17 protein-coding genes are annotated in these 19,328 nt (G+C 32.6%); 2 read left to right on the forward strand and 15 right to left on the reverse strand.

Annotated elements, in window-relative coordinates:
• Positions 1-123 precede the first annotated feature (123 nt).
• Positions 124-855 (forward strand): MIP/aquaporin family protein, encoded by a 732-nt coding sequence (locus QPK35_RS06795; protein ID WP_290034264.1) that lies wholly within the window; start codon positions 124-126, stop codon positions 853-855.
• 31 nt (positions 856-886) lie between these two features.
• On the opposite strand, the gene QPK35_RS06800 is transcribed toward QPK35_RS06795, so the two are convergent.
• Entirely contained in the window at positions 887-1,717 is an 831-nt protein-coding gene (locus tag QPK35_RS06800) for a Cof-type HAD-IIB family hydrolase (RefSeq protein WP_290033199.1), read from the reverse strand.
• Positions 1,718-1,834: 117 nt separating this feature from the next.
• The gene (locus QPK35_RS06805; RefSeq protein WP_290033200.1) at positions 1,835-4,369 is read right to left on the reverse strand and encodes a M1 family metallopeptidase; all 2,535 of its coding nucleotides are present in this window, start codon (positions 4,367-4,369) and stop codon (positions 1,835-1,837) included.
• 285 nt (positions 4,370-4,654) lie between these two features.
• Here QPK35_RS06805 and QPK35_RS06810 point away from each other — a divergent pair, with 285 nt between their 5' ends.
• Positions 4,655-5,416, forward strand: a complete 762-nt coding sequence (locus QPK35_RS06810; RefSeq protein WP_290033201.1) for a class A sortase — start codon at positions 4,655-4,657, stop codon at positions 5,414-5,416.
• A gap of 38 nt (positions 5,417-5,454) precedes the next feature.
• Here the strand turns inward: QPK35_RS06810 and QPK35_RS06815 are convergent, their stop codons facing one another.
• The 13 genes from QPK35_RS06815 to pstB (QPK35_RS06875) form a co-directional block, all read right to left on the reverse strand.
• Positions 5,455-7,134, reverse strand: coding sequence for an alpha-keto acid decarboxylase family protein (locus QPK35_RS06815; RefSeq protein ID WP_290033202.1), 1,680 nt, complete (start codon positions 7,132-7,134; stop codon positions 5,455-5,457).
• Positions 7,135-7,195: 61 nt separating this feature from the next.
• Positions 7,196-7,984: an alpha/beta fold hydrolase gene (locus tag QPK35_RS06820; RefSeq protein WP_290033203.1), complete on the reverse strand. Its 789-nt coding sequence runs from the start codon at positions 7,982-7,984 to the stop codon at positions 7,196-7,198.
• Complete coding sequence (gene citG, locus QPK35_RS06825; protein ID WP_290033204.1) at positions 7,965-9,383, reverse strand: triphosphoribosyl-dephospho-CoA synthase CitG; 1,419 nt, start codon at positions 9,381-9,383, stop codon at positions 7,965-7,967. The genes QPK35_RS06820 and citG overlap by 20 nt, the downstream gene beginning before the upstream one ends.
• A gap of 13 nt (positions 9,384-9,396) precedes the next feature.
• Positions 9,397-10,935, reverse strand: coding sequence for a citrate lyase subunit alpha (citF, locus tag QPK35_RS06830; protein WP_290033205.1), 1,539 nt, complete (start codon positions 10,933-10,935; stop codon positions 9,397-9,399).
• Positions 10,925-11,830 (reverse strand): citrate (pro-3S)-lyase subunit beta, encoded by a 906-nt coding sequence (gene citE / locus QPK35_RS06835; protein WP_290033206.1) that lies wholly within the window; start codon positions 11,828-11,830, stop codon positions 10,925-10,927. Before citE ends, citF begins: the two co-directional genes overlap by 11 nt.
• A 2-nt stretch (positions 11,831-11,832) precedes the next feature.
• Positions 11,833-12,126 carry a citrate lyase acyl carrier protein gene (gene citD / locus QPK35_RS06840; protein ID WP_290033207.1) on the reverse strand — a complete coding sequence of 98 codons (294 nt, stop codon included), beginning with the start codon at positions 12,124-12,126 and terminating at the stop codon, positions 11,833-11,835.
• 4 nt (positions 12,127-12,130) lie between these two features.
• A complete protein-coding gene (citC, locus tag QPK35_RS06845) occupies positions 12,131-13,171 on the reverse strand; it encodes a [citrate (pro-3S)-lyase] ligase (protein WP_290033208.1) in 1,041 nt (346 codons plus the stop codon).
• A 19-nt stretch (positions 13,172-13,190) separates the two neighbouring features.
• On the reverse strand, positions 13,191-14,162 hold the full coding sequence (locus tag QPK35_RS06850; RefSeq protein ID WP_290033209.1) for an AEC family transporter: 972 nt from the start codon (positions 14,160-14,162) through the stop codon (positions 13,191-13,193).
• A gap of 36 nt (positions 14,163-14,198) precedes the next feature.
• Complete coding sequence (locus QPK35_RS06855; protein WP_290033211.1) at positions 14,199-15,353, reverse strand: NAD(P)-dependent malic enzyme; 1,155 nt, start codon at positions 15,351-15,353, stop codon at positions 14,199-14,201.
• A gap of 88 nt (positions 15,354-15,441) precedes the next feature.
• Entirely contained in the window at positions 15,442-16,782 is a 1,341-nt protein-coding gene (frc, locus tag QPK35_RS06860) for a formyl-CoA transferase (protein WP_290033212.1), read from the reverse strand.
• A gap of 186 nt (positions 16,783-16,968) precedes the next feature.
• Positions 16,969-17,724, reverse strand: coding sequence for a phosphate signaling complex protein PhoU (gene phoU / locus QPK35_RS06865; RefSeq protein ID WP_290033213.1), 756 nt, complete (start codon positions 17,722-17,724; stop codon positions 16,969-16,971).
• A gap of 54 nt (positions 17,725-17,778) precedes the next feature.
• Positions 17,779-18,531, reverse strand: a complete 753-nt coding sequence (pstB, locus tag QPK35_RS06870) for a phosphate ABC transporter ATP-binding protein PstB (RefSeq protein ID WP_290033214.1) — start codon at positions 18,529-18,531, stop codon at positions 17,779-17,781.
• A gap of 13 nt (positions 18,532-18,544) precedes the next feature.
• Complete coding sequence (gene pstB, locus QPK35_RS06875; RefSeq protein WP_290033215.1) at positions 18,545-19,327, reverse strand: phosphate ABC transporter ATP-binding protein PstB; 783 nt, start codon at positions 19,325-19,327, stop codon at positions 18,545-18,547.
• Position 19,328 lies beyond the last annotated feature (1 nt).

The raw sequence follows: 19,328 nt of genomic DNA on the forward strand, positions 1-19,328 counted from the left end.
CTCTCATTTTGCTAATACTCGTATTTTAACATATTAGATTTAAGAATTTTTAATTAAGGTTATTTAAAAATCCAGGATTTTATACGTTTTCTAAATAAAAATAACCTATAATCTGGATGGATTATATTTTTTAGGAGGTATAAATTCATGCATGGATTTATTGGAGAGTTCTTCGGAACAATGATTTTAACCGCTCTCGGTTGTGGAATCGGTGCAGGTATTAATTTAAAAAACACATATAACCGTAGTCAAAATTGGTTATTTGTATCATTAGGTTGGGGACTAGCTATTACATTCGGTGTTTATGTTGCTGGAACACTTGGTTCACAAGGTTTTATTAACCCTGCTATTACTTTAGGTTCAGCAATTTTTGGTCTTTTTCCATGGAGTAATGTATTACCATATTTAGCTGGTGAATTTTTAGGCGCTTTTGTTGGTGCAGCACTTGTATTAATTCAATATTATCCTCATTTCAAAGCATCTAAGAATGAAGCAGAAGGTAACTCAGTTGGTATTTTTGCAACAGCTCCTGCTATTAACAGTCCTATTTTTAATCTTCTTAGTGAAATTATTGCCTCATTTATTTTTATTTTCACTTTATTAAACTTAGGTAACTTCACACAAGGATTAAAGCCATTAATTGTTGGTTTAATCATCACAGTTATTGGTATGGCTTTAGGTGGAACAACAGGTTTCGCTGTTAACCCTGCACGTGATTGGGGTCCTCGTTTGGCTTATACTATCTTACCGGTACCAAATAAGGGAAAAGCTAACTGGGCATATGCATGGGTACCAATGGTAGGTCCAATCATTGGTGGTATTCTTGCTGCAGCTTTACGTGTGGTATTGATGTAATAAAAAAGACTGGATTAAATCCAGTCTTTTTTTACGCTCTTTTTGAATCAAATAGTAATTTTAATGTTTTACCTACCCCATCATGGTTATTATCTGCAATTGAAATCATTGTTGCTGATTTTTTTATTTCATCTCTCGCATTTTCCATTGCTATCGCTACTCCTGCAATGTTGAACATTGATAAATCATTTTCTTCATCCCCTAAGACAATGATATCTGCAGACTGAATATCCAATGCTTGAGATAAATGTAAAATTGCATTTCCTTTACTTACATTTTTTGGAAGAAACTCTAAGAAAACAGGTGCACTTCTTACAATTTGAAAATCCTTAAAGAAATCTGCTGGAATATTCTCGATTTGCTTTGTAATTACTTGAGGTTCATCTACCCACAAATATTTTTGCACATGTTCACTTTTCAAAAAACTATAATCATTCACTTTGTGAAAAATCAACTGACTATTCTTACGATCAATTTTTTTATAGACTGATTCTTTTCCGTTTATGATATATGAATTACTTGAGCTAGTAATTACCTCACCATTAACATTCAAAGAATGAGATAGTTTAGCAATTTGCATTACCTCTTGATTATTTAAGTAACCTGCATCAATGACATTTTCCGTTGATAAATCATATGTTCCACCACCATTAAACGCAATCGCATATTGACCCTTTTTCCCCCATAAATTTAATTCTTTTAAATATGGCTCAATACCTGTAATTGCTCTTCCTGAACATAACACAATTTTATGTCCCATATCACTTAATTTAATTAATTCCGCCTTAGTTTCTGGCATAATTCTTTTTTTATCATTCGTTAAAGTTCCATCAATATCAATTGCAATTATTTTCCTTTGCATAAATTAAATCCCCTTTAAATAAATGTAATCGCTTTATATATTATTATATCGTGTTATTTCAAAATAAAAAATACAAGGGATATATTCCTATATCCCTTGTACTCACTATTTTTAATATTATAATGCTTCGCTAATTCCCTTATTAACTGCCTGCTTTTCAGCATTAATTAAATCAACTTTACCCTTGATTACCTTTACATCCATTTCAATTTCACGTGTTAGTCCAGGAGTATTTAATTTTGGCTCAAAGAATGCTTTAAATTCTTTATACCGTTTTTCAGTATCAAATGTATTAGCTGTGACAGTGATATATGTATGGAATTCCATATCACCACCAACCGTTTCATTCATCCAATTCCAATTATCTCGCATCCAATCCCAAGCAGCTTGTTGCCCATCATCATTTTGCAATAAGCCTAAATACCATTCTCGTAAATCTTGTGGTTTGATAGTATCTGCATTCTTGAATTCTTGCAATAATTTTTGGATAAATTGTTTATCTGTGGTTGCAGTTAAAGCAACACTAAGATCACGTTGGTATATCCCATCACTTGTTTGGCGATACTCATTCAAAAGTTTTTCATATAGTTTTTCGTTTCCATAATTAGTAACTTCACTCATCATTACCGCAGCACGCACACTTGCTGGAATATTTATAATATTATCTTGATATTCAGTAAATAATTTATGTGCTGCTTCAATTGCTTTTTCATTTTTACCATATAATGCTGCCTTAACAATTGTTGGACGACCTAAAATTGCATCATTATCATCTTTTGATGTAGCTTTTATTCCCAACTTAGCAAATTTACTTTCACTTAATTGATTAAATAAAGCACGTAAATTTTTCTCATCTTGAGAATCAGGTGTAACAAATTTCTTTAAATCATCAGCAATTTCAAATAAAGCATCATTAACAATATATGATTGATTGTCCTTAAAGTGACCCATTAATGGAATTAATGCTGAATATGATATCTCACGTCCCTTAGCAAGTAAATGCATATCTTGTAATAATTCACGTTGACTAATTGCATCCAGTTCATCAAGATGCTCTAAAATATCATTAAGTAATGTTTCATCATATTTTACAATAAAGTGAGAATTATTATCTACATTAAGAATAAATGGCTTATTATTGTTCTTTTGTTTTAATTCTTGATAATTTCCAAGATCTAAGGTTGTATCCTTCATTAATTCAGGAATAGTTTCATAATTACTATTCAAAGGAATTTGCCATTTTCGTCCCATATCTTTACCTTCACCAATAAAGAACTGTTTCTGTGATAATTGTAAGTTTCCATCTACAATCTTAGCAGTTACAACGGGATACCCAGGTTGATTCAACCATGATTTCATTACTGCACTAACGTCAATTCCTGAAGCATCGCCTAATGCCTTCCATAAATCTTCACCAACAGCATTGCCATATTTATGAGCTTCAAAGTAGTTCTTTAAACCTTTGCGTAATGCATCATCGCCAATTAAAGAACGTACCATTACAAGCATTCTTGAACCCTTAGCATAAACAATTGCTCCAACAAAAATTGCATCAATATCAGCGGGATCTTCTACTTCAACGTGTACAGGTTGAACTCCATCAATTGCATCACGATTTAATGCCATTGGTACTTCTTTTTCTTGAAATACTTCCCACATATGCCATTCAGGATGAATTGCATCACTTGATACATATTCCATCATGTTAGCAAAACTTTCATTTAACCATAAATCATCCCACCACTTCATTGTTACTAGATCACCAAACCATTGATGAGCTAATTCATGAGTAATATCAGTAGCATTATGTTGTTTAATACTCAAAGCTGCATTATTAGGATCCAATGTTAGGAATGCTTCCCGATATGTAATTAAGCCCCAATTTTCCATTGCTCCTGCTGAAAAGTCTGGTAATCCTAATTGCCATGAATGAGGCAAAGGATATTTAGTATCATAATATTTTTCATAAAATTCGATAGCGTTTTTAGCAATATCTAACGCAAAGTCAAGTTCATCTTCTTGATGTGCAGGAGAAGCAAAAACGCCAATTTTAATGCCATCTGATGTTGTTGTTTTTTTACTTACCATCTCACCAAAGGCAAATGCAATTAAATAGGATGACATCTTTTTAGTTGTTTCAAAATAATGAACACCCTCTACACATTCTCGTTCAGGCATGTTAGCTAAAATAGTTTCACCTGGCTTTTCATCAAATTTAATTGCCATGTCAAAAGTTGCTTTAGCTTCTGGTTCATCAACACATGGAAAAGCTTGACGAGCAGCAGTACTTTCAAATTGAGTACCAATAATTTGTTTTTTAATACCATCAACCTCATAATAGGAAGGGTAAATTCCCATCATAGTATCAGTTAATTTGGCATTAAATTCAATTTCAAGAGTAGCACTCCCCAATTGATCGACTTCAATACGAATAGCTTCATTATCCTTATCGTAGATAAAAGCAGCATCTTTGCCATTAACGCTAACAGATGTGATATTCATATATTTTTCATTAATTCCAATATTTGAATCTAAAGCTTCACCTTCAATTGAAACTTTACCAGAAAAGACTTTCTTTTCACGGTTAATATCTAAATAGATATTATAATGACTAGGTCTATATAGATCATATAAATGTTCTTTTTGACTCATTACAATCACCCCTAAATTAATTTATATTCATCCAACTAGCTTGAGTATAGGCCAATTGGAAACGGATTTAAAGAAAAAGATTTGTGCGCTTTCATTTTGATTTTAATTAATCTCATAAAACATTTGACACTATTAAAAATACAATTTAAACTTGTTTAATATACGATATTTTATATAACAAAAAGTTCAAAAAGCAATAAATTATATAACTAAATTAGAAAGGAGCGCTAGAGATATTTCATATATCATAGCGCTTTCCCTTTTCAGGGGTACTACCAAGGATTTATGAAAAAGAAAATTTTACTTTATATTAAAAGGTCTACTATTATTTTTGCTCTTATTGCAGGGTTCGTAATGACATTCAATCAACCTTTAACTAATTTTTTTATTGAGAGTTATCATCCTATAATTTATAAAGATAATAAGACTTCTCAAAATAAAATTCCTTATAAATGGGATGATGTAAAACCTATAAATCTTTTTACTGTTATTAAAGCACGGATTTATCATCCTGAAATACATGTTATCGGTGGAATATATAATGAAAAATTAGGCCTTAATGTTCCAATTGCAGAAGGCGTTAATAATTCTATTTATGCTTTATGTGCAGGAACTTTAAAGCCTAATCAAAAATTTGGCGAGGGAAACTTTACCCTTGCTGCTCATAATGTTCCTACAAGTAAGAATGCTTTATTTACACCATTGTATAAGAAAGCAAAAATTGGTGATATCTTATATGTAACCAATTTTAATAAAGTTTATAGCTATCGAATATATGCTAAATCTACTATTTCTGCTTATAATCAAACTATTTTTCAAAATAGCAAATTCTCTAAACTCACATTGATTACATGTAGTGATTCAAACAACACAAAACGAATTGTTTTTCAAGCAAAACTAGTTAATACTAAAAGTTATAATGACGTTTCTAAATCATCTCGAGCTTTTTTAGATGCAAAATATACTGTTAGATATTCTCGTTGGGATATGCTGTGCCTAAATCCCTGGGATTCTTCTTTTAAAGAAAAAAACCTTATTAATAAATAACTTCCATGATAATTCATGGAAGTTATTTTTATAAATGATTAATCTTCTTCATAAAAGTGTGACTTATCAATTAAACTCATTGATTTTCCAATTTTCTTTACTAATTCAGGAGCATCTAATGGTTTAGTTTTGATGATAACAAAATGTGCTTTACTGTGATCATCAGCAATTTTTTTCATAATTTCAAGCATTTCTTTTTTAGTTGTAGCGACATTAATGTCCATGGTTTCTTTAGTAATGCCTAAAGCTGCTGGAATCTTTGTATAATCCCAACTTGCAATATTATTATATTGAGCGTGAGGACCATGAATTACACGTTCAATTGTATAACCACTATTATCAACTAAAAAGATGATTGGTTTTAAATGATGTCTTTGAATTAGACTTAATTCTTGAATTGTCATTTGAGCAGAGCCGTCACCAATTGATAGTATATGCCGTCCTTCAGGATCAGCAATTTGACTTCCTAAAACAGCTGGAAGTGTATATCCAATTGATCCCCATAAAGGTTGAGCTTCAAAATCAACACCCTTTTTTAGGTTCATAAAGGACAAGCCATATTGTGAAGTTCCTGTTTCAGTGTAAATTGTATCATTATCTTGCATAAAGTTTTTAAATGCATACATATATTGCTCTAGATTTAATTCTTTAGCATCATTGTCCTCATATTTAACATCTGGACGAACATTTTGTAAACCTGTGCTGTCAAAATCAAAAACAAAATTCTTTGCATAAACATCTTTAATTAAGTTATTAATATTTACTCCTCGGCTCTTCACACCAAAGAAGTCAGTATTGTCTCCATTGAGAATAACCGTATCTTTTTGTGTAAAACATTGAGTGAAACTACCAGTATTCACATCGATTAATTTACTACCAAAGACAATTACTAAATCACTCTGATCAACGTAATTTAGTACTCTCTTATCACCATAATTAGGATAATATGTTCCAATAAAGTATGGATTTTCTTCATTAATTGATGATTTTCCAAGTAACAAAGTTGCAACTGGAATATGTGTCTTATTAATTAATTTTTCAAATGCTTCTTTAGCTCTGAATGTCATAATTTCATTTCCAGCTAAGATTACTGGACGTTTAGCTTGTTTTAATTCATCAATCAATCTCTTAGCTACACGTTTGGTATGATCTGTATTTTGCACTGTTAAATTTAAAGGTGCACTTGGAGCAGCAATCATACTATGAGCAACATCTAACGGTAATGAAATATATACAGGACGTCTTTTTATGATAGCTGTTGTAATTGCACGGTCAATTTCTACCCCTGCATTTTCAAAACCTAATAAGGCTTGTGTTTCAGTAAATTGTTTATAAGCACGATATGAGCGTTTAAAATTACCAGTTGCATCTGTGTGGTGCATTAACATTTTGTTTTCTTGTACTTTTGTTGTTGGTGCACCGGTAATTGCAATTACTGGAACATGTTCAGCAAAACTTCCGGCAATTCCATTTAAAGCACTTAATTCTCCAACATCAAATGTTGTAATTAAAGCTCCTGCACCTTTCTTTCGTGCGTAACCATCAGCAGCATAAGCCGCATTCAATTCATTACAATCACCAACCCAGTTAACAACATCACTTTTTTCAACGTCATCTAGAAATGATAAGTTGTAATCCCCAGGAACTCCAAAAATATCATCAATTCCCACTTCGTGTAATCGTTGAATTAAATAATCAATAACTGTGACTTTTTTCATAATAAGTCCTCCCCAAAATGTTTTATAAAACTCAATTAATCGCTTAGACAGGTATCCTCTTTTATTTTAAATTTTTAATGAAGCTTAAAACATCCTGATTAAATTCAGTTGGCTGCTCCGCCATTACGCAATGCCCAGTTTGATCAATTGCAATATGTGATACAAATTTAGGATTTTCCTGACACATCACATCTGCATACCGACCATCGTAAAATGGACTCTGATTAGCCGTGATTAATAAAACTGGAACCTTTGCGTTAACTATATCTTTACGCCAATCAACCCTAACATGGCTATATAACAATTTTTTATTTAATTGCCAATCGAAAGGAAATTGTCGCTGGGCATTTTTAACTTTTTGACGTGTTTTATCGGTTACGCCATGGAGTGTTTGTCGTATATGTGGTAGTTGTTCTGCCTTAGCTCGACAATTAGTTCTTGTTGCATGCATAAATCCATAATGCCATTCATCGTCTTCTACCATTTTAGGAGACTGATCAACCGCAACTACTGCTTTAACTAAATTTTGATATTGACCTAAAATACCATATGCAACTGATGCTCCCATCGAATGTCCTACGATAATTGGTTTCTGTTTGCACAAATGTTTAATAAGTTCTTTTAAGTCGCGCACCAAAACAAAAATATCTGATAGATTCTCATCAATTTGTGAAGCTCCATGATTTCGCTGATCATATGTGATTACACGAAATCCATGTTCCACAAAGAAATCAATTTGTTCAGTCCAAATTTCCTGACACCCACTAAATCCATGAACAAAAATAATTGGCATGCCATTACCATATTCTTGATAATTTAATCGAATCCCATCACTTGTGATAAAGTCCATCTTTAAAAATCCTTTCTACCTCATCAACAAAAATTGTTAATATAAGTAAGTCTGCACTTCCACCCAGACTCAAATTTCGTTTTGTAAAATCTACTTGTAATTGAGCCAAAAACTCTCGTCCTTTTTCAGTCAAAGTTGCCCCTAAATCAAAGAAATGATCAATTTGGCAATTTTTCCATTCAATTATATTTAAGTCTTTAGCTCGTTTAATCAGAGTTGAATCTTCTGTATGCCGTGCAATCTGCATTAATGTAACAATGTAACGATCATTTAAAGGTAAATCTTTAGCAATATTAAATGTCTTTAAGCCATAATCAAACACTACAGGATAGCCCGCTGCTGCTTCAGCACGAATGCCACCTAATTTATACTTATAGTATTGCTTTTCTCCAGCAGTTGGAGTAGTAGATTGTTTGCTAAAATCTTCCTTTATCAAATTGACCAGCATTTTTTGAATAATATTTTGGATGTTTTTTTCAGTCAGTTTAGCTTGGTTTAATCCAATACTTACAGCTGCAGTCATAATCCCAAGTGAAAAAACGACACCCTTATGCGTATTAACATTTGCAGTCGTTGCAAACATTGTTTTTTCTGCACGTTTTCCCAAAGTCCTTAATTCTTCAAAAACTTCTTGATATGAATTTCCATGATAATTTAATCCTACATATGCACATTGTTCTAAATAATTTTGAATTGCTAATGCACTTTTGATAAATAAAAAATGATCCATATCTGGATGTGATCCATGTTCTAAAGGATCAACTAATCCCGGTTTAGGCCATACAGTCACTTCATCTATCATTGCTTTTACACCAATTTGAGATAGTTGATATGCAACTTGTGATTTTTGTGTACTAATTAACGTCTCAGAAATTAAAGTCGTTACCTTACTTTGCAGTTCCTCAAGTGAATGCTTTCGTGAACGTGCACATTCCTTTGCATTCTGATCACACAATAAGCATTTTCGCGGATCTTGATGAAGTTGTTCACGTGAAATAGAAACGACTTTTTCATGAAACAATGTAAGTACATCTAAATCAAATAATCGCCGTTGTTTAGCTGATTCCTCAAATTGAGTTGTCAATTGTTTCACGTGAAAACTATCTAATTTAATCAAATAAAATCTTTCAGGACCACTTGCTGCCGTCAGCCATTCTTCAGCAACTTTATAAAGCACACCCCTTTGTTGTAATTGATGTTCAAAGCAAAGCAATTCATCTATAAAAAATTGAGTAATTAATTTACTATTTTTAATTGGGCCTGGAATATTTAATTTAGCACTTACTAAAGTATATTGTGGATTTTTTTCAACTAATCGTTGTTGTAATTCTACTCGCCGATCTCTACTTGCTAGTATCTGTTGAATATCTTGTTTTTGTCCATGTCCAAAAATTTCCATACTTTGTTGATCCTTAATCTTTAATTTCTTTTACCTCATCAATAATTGTACCATCGCGATATTCAATCATTGCAACTGTTTTGTCTTTATATTGTAATGGTTCTGGTTTACCTACAATTTTCTCTGCTTTTTGTTGTAATTCTTCAATTGTCATCAATGGAATACTTGGCACTTTTGCAAAAATATCAATCAAGTCTTTACGTTTAGGATTTACAGCTACTCCAACTTCCGTAACTAAAACATCAATTGATTCGCCTGGCGTAACAACCGTTCCTACCTTAGGAACAATAGTTGCAATTCTACCACGAGTTAATGGTGCGGAGATAATTGTCATCTTTGCAGTGGCTGCATCTTGATGACCACCAATTGCTCCCCGCAAAAGACCATTCGATCCTGTCATTACGTTAACATTAAAATCAGTATCAATTTCTAATGCTGATAAAATGCAAACATCTAACTGATCAACCATTGCTCCTTTATTGTCAGCATCTGCATACCATGATGCATCAATTTCCTGTTGATTAGGGTCATTTTTCATAGAATCAGCAGCACCCTTATCAAAATCTTGAACGTCCATTAATTTATGAACTAATCCTTCTTTGAGTAGGTCTACAATTGGAGTAGTAATTCCACCTAAAGCAAATGAAGCTGTGATTTGTTTATCTATCATTGATTGACGTAAAAAGCGTGCAACAGCTAATGCCGCCCCACCTGAACCTGTTTGGAATGAAAATCCTTCCTTAAAGTATGGTGAATGTGTAATAACATTATTAACCATTTTAGCTATCTTCAAATCTTTTGGATTTTTAGTAAAACGAGTTGCTCCAGAACCAATTCGATCAGGATCTCCCACTTTATCAACTTTTACTACATAATCAACTTGTGTTTGCTTAATTGAAGCTGGCGTATTAGGATAATCCACTATATTATCGGTTAACAAAACTACACGATCAGCATATTGTGCATCAATTAAAGCATAACCTAAAGAACCAAATGCTGCATCTCCTGTCATTCCATTAGCATTACCTAATCGATCTGAATTAGGAACTCCTAGAAATGCCACATCAATTTTTGTTTCGCCATTTTCGATTGCACGTGCACGACTTCCATGAGAACGTAAAATAACAGGGTCATTTAATATTCCATGAGAGACTGCATCTCCTAATGTTCCACGCATTCCAGATGATTCAATATGTGTAATTGCTCCTGCCTTAATCCCTTCAATTACTTTTTCATTCATAATATTAGTGATTGATGATGGAGCAAGTGTTAAATCTTTAATTCCTTGGTTAATAATTTCTGTCATAACTTGATTAAAGATAAAGTCACCTTCACGCAAATGGTGATGAAATGAGATTGTCATTCCATCCTTTACAGTTTCACGGATAACTTCAGCTAAGGAATCAGTTACCTTATCATTTCCTGTTGAAACATGTACTTGAGGAGCTACACGTTGAACAACTGGATTTCCAATTTCAGTTGTTTTAAAAGGTTGATACCCATTTTTAGTCATAATATCGTCAGATAAAACTCGGCCTAAACTATTCTTCAATGTACTCGCCCTCCTCATTTAATAATCCTGAAGCTTTTGCTAATCTAATTACCCGTTGTGCACGTAAAACAACAGGCCGGTCAACCATTTGACCATTCATTGATATTACTCCTGAACCATTTCGATGGGCTTCTTCGATTGCCGCTTGAACATCTAATGCATCTTCAATTTCATCTTTAGTTGGTTCATAGATTTTATTTACAAGATCAATTTGTCGTGGATTAATTAATGATTTCCCATCAAATCCTAATTCGTGAATATGTTCAACTTCTTTTTTAAAGCCTTCTTCATCGTTCATATTTGTGAAGACTGTATCAAAGGCAGCAATCCCTGCTGTTCTTGCAGCATTTAAAATCATATTCCGTGCAAACTCTAATTCAGCACCATCAGGATAACGATGTGTTTTCAAATCAGTTGTATAGTCTTCAGCTGACAAAGCCATTCCAATCATTCGATCAGTTGATTCAGCAATCTCTAGCACATTCATTACACCTTTTGCACTTTCAATTGCTGCCATTACATGCGTTGATCCTTTTTTACGATTAAACTTTTCCTCAGCTTCTTCAATTACTTCAACTAATTTTTGCATCATTTCTTTTGATTCTGTTTTAGGTAGTCGAATTACATCTACGCCAGCCTTAACCATTGCAAAAACATCTGGTTTGAAATATTTAGAATTAATATCATTTACCCGAACTACTAATTCTGCATTACCATAATCTTGCGTTTGAAGTGCTTCATATACTAAAATTCTAGCTGCATCTTTTTGCATTAAATCAACGGAATCTTCCAAGTCAAACATTATTGAATCTGCTCCATAAATTCCAGCATCTTTAACCATTGCTGCATTATTTCCTGGAACAAACATCATTGTTCGCCGTAATCTTTCTTCCATAATCAGAGCACCTCCCAATTAGGTTCATCACTAGTTTCCAAAGCACGTTGAACCGCAGTCATTACACGCGCTTTTATCACACAATCTAGTGCCCCTTTATCAATTGCTTTTACGTTAGCATTTTTAATTCCATATGATTCAATTGTTTCTGTAATTACTTTACGAATTTGATTTCCATATAACTTTTCAACTGATGAGTCTAATTCAATTTGAATTCCATGGTCTCCTTTGCTGATTGTAATTTGAATATCAGAAGACTCTACTGTCCCAGCAAGTGCTGTTTTCTTAATTTCCATTAAACTACATCCTTTCCTTAATACGTTTTTGCAAATCACTTAAATGTTCTTTAATAAACTCAAATGTGGTTGGTACTACTAAATGTTTTATTGTTGAAAGATCATTTTGTTTGATTGCTTCACGTACTTTAGTTGCTGTTATAATATCATTTTGATCATTACGTGCACGCTCGATTATTTTGACTTTCACTTCAGGCGGTAATACCTTCATTAATTCTTCATTGTAGACATCTGTCGTTTTCGAATATGGTTCACTGCCAAGATAACGGTATTTAATATTTAATGGTTTAGCGATTTTCTCTTTAAATAAAGTTGCATCTAACTTAGCTTGATATCTTCCCACATTTTGATCATCCTTCAAAAAGTAAGCTGGAAAGGTAGCATAACTAACCATGTATTCTTTTCCTGGAACAACGAAAACATTATCTAAATCTTTGGTCCCTGCTTGAACTAATTTGAAACGTTCATCGTATGTAAACAATGAAACATTTTGACTAACAACAAAAACATAAACTACATCATTTTCCTTACTTGCAGTTTCCACTAAATAACGGTGTCCCTTAGTAAAAGGATTTGCATTTGCAACAATTGCTGCAATTCGTTTATTTTGTGCATCTTTTACATGTGGCAATGTTTGAATGTAATCTGAAATATTAGGTGTTCCATTTTCTAAAACAGCACCATCTTCAACTTCAGCTAATTTATTAAAGCCTACATATTCAAAGCTTTGAACATATTTAGGTTTAGTGAATACAAACAAATGGAAACGATTCATTGTAGCTGCCTGATTAACCAGATAACTTATTACCTGATTAAACATTGCCCCATCTTGTTGATATTTAGCATCAATTGCCACATATTTTAATACGTTGCCTGCAATTGAACCTGTTGCAATAATTTCTCTTTTTTCATTACTCCAAATAAAGGTTTTATCAATGGAAGTTAATTCTTGTTTAGCAAAACCACTAATATCATGCTTTACTAAAAAATCATGCCATCTATTGTAGTTTCGCTGTAAGTTGATATTAATTTCGTTGACTTGCATATATAATCCTCTCTGATTTCTAAATGAAATTCATAATCATCATAATAATAGGTACCACAATCACAAATAATACTGAGGTAGCTGCAACTAAATCTGTGGCAAATTCAACATCGCAATGATATTGATCAGCTAAAATTGGTAATACTGCTAATGATGGTGTAGCAGCTTGAATAATTAATGTTTTATGAAACATTGGATTAATTGAAATTCCCATATGTACGCCACATAAAATAATTAAAAACATAATAATTGGTGATACAATAAATCTTCCAATTAGCGAAATATTTAAACTCTTAGTAAATTTGATATTTGAGATTCCAAAATCACGTAGCATAATTCCAATATACATTAATGATAATGGTGTTACTAAATCTCCAATATCAGAAATTGTTCTTGTGATAAATGTAGGTAATTGAGTTGCTGCATTAGGCATCCAAATCAAAAATGGCAATGCAATAATGAATCCCCAAATTGGAGCAGGTAAAAAGTGTTTCCAACTAATTTTTACATTAGCATCCTTAGTGGTAGGATCATCTGCTGCAATTACCCAAACACCGACTGTCCAAATAATAATTGTATTTACAATATAGTAAACCAATAAGTAAGGGATTGATACATTTCCAAATAAAGCAACGTTTAATGGTAATCCAATAAATACGGTATTAGCACCGTTTATTCCGGTCATCATTAATCCACGTTGTCCTCTTGGAATTTTAAACGCATGAATTGCTATCCAACTAATCAAATAACCGATTGCAATTGATAAAATTGTATAAATAAGTCCCTTAGATAAATTTTTAAGTTGATCTAAATGGAATCTTTGTAACATTGACATAAAAATTGCACATGGTAAGGCAATTTTCATAATAAGTTGTGATAATCCTTTCGAGAAACGATCGCTAAACCATCCTTTAGCACGGCAGAAATATCCCACTGCCATCATAATTACAATTGAAATGACACTTTGAATTGAAGTCCAAAATACTTCCATTACAATTCCCCTCTTTTCTAAAAATATCTAACCTTTTTATCTGTTAGCAAAATCAATAATTGTTTGAGTAACAGTATCAACTACTCCATCATCAAAGACACCAGAAATAAATTTCTCTGCTGTTGGATTCTTTATACGATCACTTAATCCTTGCGCAATCGTAATTTCCAATTCTGGAGTAACTTTCTTAATCCCCGATTTTAATAATCCACGATATAACCCTGGAAATACTAATACATTATTTACTTGATTTGGATACTGACTTGAACCAGTTGCCATAATTTTCACACCTGCATCATGAGCAACTTGTGGATCAATTTCAGGCTTTGGATTTGCAAGTGCAAAAATAATTGGATTTTGTGCCATTTTCTTTACTTGATCTGCACTTAAAATATCTCCTACAGAAAGTCCAATAAATGCATCTACTCCCTCGATTGCATCATCTAAACTTTCAAACTTAGTTTTAATATCGCTTTCTTCTGCTAATTGTCGTTGATAACGATTATAATTAGTATCTTCTGCTGTAATTGGCCCCTCTTTATCAACTAAAATCAATTTATTGATACCAGCAGCTAATAATAATTTTGCAGTTGCATATCCTGATGCTCCCACTCCGTTAATTAATACTTTTAAATCTTTGAGTTCCTTATGAGCTACTTTGCAAGCATTCATCAAGGCGGCTAATACAACAATTGCTGTTCCTTCTTGATCATCATGATATACGGGAATATCAACTAATTGTGCTAATTTTTCTTCCAATTCAAAGCATTTTGGAGCTGCAATATCTTCTAAATGAAAACCTGCAAAAGAATCTGCCAAGTTTTTTAGTGTTTCAACCTGTTCATCTACTGGAACCTGGTTTAATGCTAGAGGAACTGCATCTACACCCGCTAAATCTTTATATAGCAAAGCTTTTCCTTCAATAATTGGCAACCCACCTGCCTGTCCAATATTACCTAAACCTAAAACCGCTGAACCATCAGTTACAATCGCAACTAATTTTCCACTCATTGTATATTCATTTTTAGCTTGTGGATCTTTAGCAATTAATTTTGCAATTTTTGCAACTCCTGGTGTATATGCTTTCCCTAACTGTTCACGATCAGTAACATCAAATCGTGGTTTCATGCTTAATACACCAGGATTTTTACCACCATGCATTTTAAATATTTCATCATCTGTTGTTGTCATTATAATTAGTCCTTTCATTATGTTTATAAACTAAAATAAGGGTTAACGCAACTCTTTATTGAGTTGGTCACACCCTTATTCTACCAAATTATTTGCCTTTGATAACTTCTCGCCGTGGGTTTTTTGGCTTTTGGGCAGGAATAATAGTACCATTTTCTTCAAGTTCTTTGATTTGTTCTTCACTATATCCTAGTCCCTTTAAAATTTCATTATTGTTTTCACCTAAATCTGGTGCACGTTTATAATCTGGAACATAGTTTCCTAATTTAAATGGAATTCCTAATGTCTTATATTTACCACGGTTTCCACCTTCATCAATTGTAACAATTGTTCCATCTGCATTTAATTCAGGATCATTTTCAATTTCATACCAATCAAGAATTGGTCCTACTGGAATTCCTACTTTACCTAATTTTTCTGTTAATTCATATTTATCATATTGCTTTGTATATGATTCAATTAATGGATATAATTCTTCTTTGTGTAATTGACGATGTTGCCAATCTTTAAAACGTTCATCATCAATCCATTCTGGATGACCCATTGTATTAGCAATTGTTTCCCAACTCTTATTGGAATTTTGAATAACAATATAGACATAAGCATTAGGATCCTTTTCCCATCCCTTAGCTTTATATGTCCAACCAATAACTTCTCCACCTTCTGTATTTTCAGCACGTGGAATTGCCTTTCCCCATTTGAAGTTAGGATATACAGCATAATGAGGTAATGCACCCAAATTATCTAACATTACTTGATCACGTAATTTAATTCGACATAAATCAAGTACTGCATTTTGCATGGATTGATATACATATGTTCCTTCTCCAGTATGTTCTCGTTGTAATAATGCAGCTAAAATACCAATTGTAAGGTGCATACCAGAATTACTATCCCCTAAAGCACCAGCTGACTGAGTTGGTACATTATACTTACCATCATTCCAACCTGTTGCAGAAGCTGCACCACCAGCTGATTGTGCTACTGGTTCATAAGCTTTAACATTTTCAAAACGTGAACCTTCGTTAAATCCCTTTAATGAAGCCATGATTAATCTTGGATTCATTTTGTGAACATCTTTCCAACCAAAACCGGCACGATCAGCAGCACCTGGACGTACATTTTCAACAAAAATATCTGCCTTTTTTAGAAGATCTGTCATGATCTTCTTTCCTTGATCGCTTTTAATATTTAATGTAAGTGACTTTTTATTAGCATTTAATTGAAGATAATACATTCCCCATGAATCTTTTATATCTAATAATTGATTTCTTGTTGGATCTCCACCTGTATCAGGTCGTTCAATTTTGATTACTTCTGCACCTAACCAAGCTAGTAGTTGTGTACATGATGGACCTGATTGTACTTGTGTCCAATCAACTACTTTAATTCCCTTTAAAGGTGCATATGTTGAATTATCTTCTGCCATAATAAAACTCCCCTTTGCAATAGTTATAAGTAATCACTTTTGCTATTAATTAGCATTTCCTTTGATTACAGTTTCATTCTAACACCATTGACAAAAAGGAGAGTTATTTTACATTTACTAAAATCAATTTAATTTAGTAACTTTTTTCAATAAAAAAATGGAGACCACTATAGTCTCCATCATCTATTATTCTTTTGATTCTTTAGCTAATCTTTCTTTTTTACGTTCATGACGAATAATTGCTTCTTGTTCTTCAATCTTCAAGTATTCATCACGGTGTAATTTACCTGGATTTAATTCTCTTAGTTTACCAGTTTTATCGTAAATAACCCATTCACAAAGATTTACAATATGATCACCAATTCGTTCCAACATTCGAATAACCATCAAGTAGCTAGTTGTTGCAACTGCAGTACTTGTTTCACGTTTCATGATTTCAATTAACAATTGATAAATGTTATAGTATTGTTCATCAATTTCACTATCTGACTTAGCAATCTTTTGTGCTTCTTCAGTATTATTTTGAATAATCGCATCTAGTGATTGTTCAAGCATACTACGAATATTTGCTGTCATTTCTGAAATCATATTTTCAACTTCTTCAATTCGATTTTGACCCTTTAATCGAATTGTTTCACGTGCAATCATAATTGCGTGATCACCAATTCGTTCCAAATCAGAACTAGCCTTCAAGATACTGATGATTTTACGGAAATCACGTGCAACTGGTTGTTGTAACGCAATCACTTTTAAGGCTCTTTCTTCCAATGAAATTTCATTATCATTGATTGTTTCGTCTCGATCAATTGTTTCTTCAGCTAATTTTTGATCGTGGTCAACAAATGACTTTGTGGCTTGATAAATTTGTTCACTAATATCAATCCCCATTTCATTGAAGCGTCCATTTAATTTTTTCATTTCATCATGAAAGATTTCTTTCATCGTTTCTCCGCCTTTCATTCCTCATTGTCTACAACTTATATTAGTCTATTATAATTAACCAAATCGACCATTTAAATAGTCGTTTGTTAATTTTTCTTTTGGATTTAAGAATAATTTAGCTGTTTTTCCTGCTTCAATCAAGTCACCATTCAAGAAAAATGCCGTATTATCTGAAATACGTGATGCTTGTTGCATGTTATGTGTAACAATAATAATTGTGTAATTTTTCTTAAGTTCGACTAACATTTCTTCAATCTTAGCATTGGATACTGGATCTAAGGCACTTGTTGGTTCATCCATCAAAATGATTTCTGGTTGAACTGCTAATACACGTGCAATACAGATACGTTGTTGTTGTCCTCCGGAAAAAGCTAAAGCATCTTTTTTCAAATTATCTTTAACTTCATTCCAAACAGCAGCTTGTCTTAAACTTTCTTCCACTCGTTGATCGATTTCATCTTTATCTTTTATTCCCTTTAATTTTAATCCAAAAGCAATATTATCATATACTGATAAAGGAAATGGATTAGGTTGTTGGAATACCATTCCGACCTTTTTTCGTAATTCAACTACATCTAATTTAGGACTATAAATATCTTGTCCATTTAACTTGAAACTACCTGTAATGGTTACATTTTCAATCAAATCATTCATTCGGTTTAAGCAACGTAAATAAGTTGACTTACCACATCCTGATGGCCCGATCAACGCTGTAATTTCTTTTTCGTTGAATCCTAAATCAAAGCCATGTAATGCTTCCTTTTTACCATAATACAAGTGTACATTTTCGGTTGTCAAAATTTCCAATTGCTCTCACCTCTTATCCAAAGTTTCCAGAAACATAATCTTCTGTCAATTTAATATGTGGATTTGTAAAGATATTCTTTGTCTTATCGAATTCAATAATACGTCCCATATTGAAAAATGCAGCGTAGTCACTACTACGTGATGCTTGTTGCATGTTATGTGTAACAATAATAATTGTGTATTTTTTCTTTAATTCTTGTAAAGTTGCTTCAACTTTTCGTGTTGAAATTGGATCCAGACCACTTGTTGGTTCATCTAAAAGTAAAATATCTGGTTCCATTGCGATTGAACGTGCAATACATAATCGTTGTTGTTGCCCACCTGATAATGCTTTAGCGTTTTTATCAAGTGAATCTTTAACTTCATCCCATAAGGCAACTGCCTTCAAACTTTTTTCTACTTTTTCTTCTAGTACTTTTTTATCTTTAATACCATTATATTTCAATGCGTAAGTAATATTTTCACGAATTGATTTATAAAATGGATTTGGGTGTTGAAATACCATTCCAATATGTTTTCTAAGTTCATAGATATTAATATCATCATTATTAATATCTAAATCACGATACATAATTTTTCCTTCTACCCGTGCAATTCCGTCATTCATTCGATTTAATGAACGTAAAAATGTTGATTTACCACATCCTGATGGTCCAATCAATGCTGAAATTTTGTATCTTGGAAAACAAATTGTTCCATCTGAAAAAGCTTGTTTCTCACCATAAAAAACAGCTAAGTCTTCAGTTGAAAGGGCCACTTCTTCATTGATTTTTCTAATATATGTTTCTTGTGTCATA

It is taken from the genome of Ligilactobacillus cholophilus (assembly GCF_030389495.1).
GTDB classification, from domain to species: Bacteria; Bacillota; Bacilli; order Lactobacillales; family Lactobacillaceae; genus Ligilactobacillus; species Ligilactobacillus cholophilus.

What these genes read in the sequence shown, in the direction of transcription:
- QPK35_RS06800 (WP_290033199.1), bottom strand. Translation starts at nt 1,717, where the DNA reads ATGCAAAGGAAAATAATTGCAATTGATATTGATGGAACTTTAACGAAT.
- QPK35_RS06805 (WP_290033200.1), bottom strand. Translation starts at nt 4,369, where the DNA reads ATGAGTCAAAAAGAACATTTATATGATCTATATAGACCTAGTCATTAT.
- QPK35_RS06810 (WP_290033201.1), top strand. Translation starts at nt 4,655, where the DNA reads ATGAAAAAGAAAATTTTACTTTATATTAAAAGGTCTACTATTATTTTT.
- QPK35_RS06815 (WP_290033202.1), bottom strand. Translation starts at nt 7,134, where the DNA reads ATGAAAAAAGTCACAGTTATTGATTATTTAATTCAACGATTACACGAA.
- QPK35_RS06820 (WP_290033203.1), bottom strand. Translation starts at nt 7,984, where the DNA reads ATGGACTTTATCACAAGTGATGGGATTCGATTAAATTATCAAGAATAT.
- citG (WP_290033204.1), bottom strand. Translation starts at nt 9,383, where the DNA reads ATGGAAATTTTTGGACATGGACAAAAACAAGATATTCAACAGATACTA.
- citE (WP_290033206.1), bottom strand. Translation starts at nt 11,830, where the DNA reads ATGGAAGAAAGATTACGGCGAACAATGATGTTTGTTCCAGGAAATAAT.
- citD (WP_290033207.1), bottom strand. Translation starts at nt 12,126, where the DNA reads ATGGAAATTAAGAAAACAGCACTTGCTGGGACAGTAGAGTCTTCTGAT.
- citC (WP_290033208.1), bottom strand. Translation starts at nt 13,171, where the DNA reads ATGCAAGTCAACGAAATTAATATCAACTTACAGCGAAACTACAATAGA.
- QPK35_RS06850 (WP_290033209.1), bottom strand. Translation starts at nt 14,162, where the DNA reads ATGGAAGTATTTTGGACTTCAATTCAAAGTGTCATTTCAATTGTAATT.
- QPK35_RS06855 (WP_290033211.1), bottom strand. Translation starts at nt 15,353, where the DNA reads ATGACAACAACAGATGATGAAATATTTAAAATGCATGGTGGTAAAAAT.
- frc (WP_290033212.1), bottom strand. Translation starts at nt 16,782, where the DNA reads ATGGCAGAAGATAATTCAACATATGCACCTTTAAAGGGAATTAAAGTA.
- phoU (WP_290033213.1), bottom strand. Translation starts at nt 17,724, where the DNA reads ATGAAAGAAATCTTTCATGATGAAATGAAAAAATTAAATGGACGCTTC.
- pstB (WP_290033215.1), bottom strand. Translation starts at nt 19,327, where the DNA reads ATGACACAAGAAACATATATTAGAAAAATCAATGAAGAAGTGGCCCTT.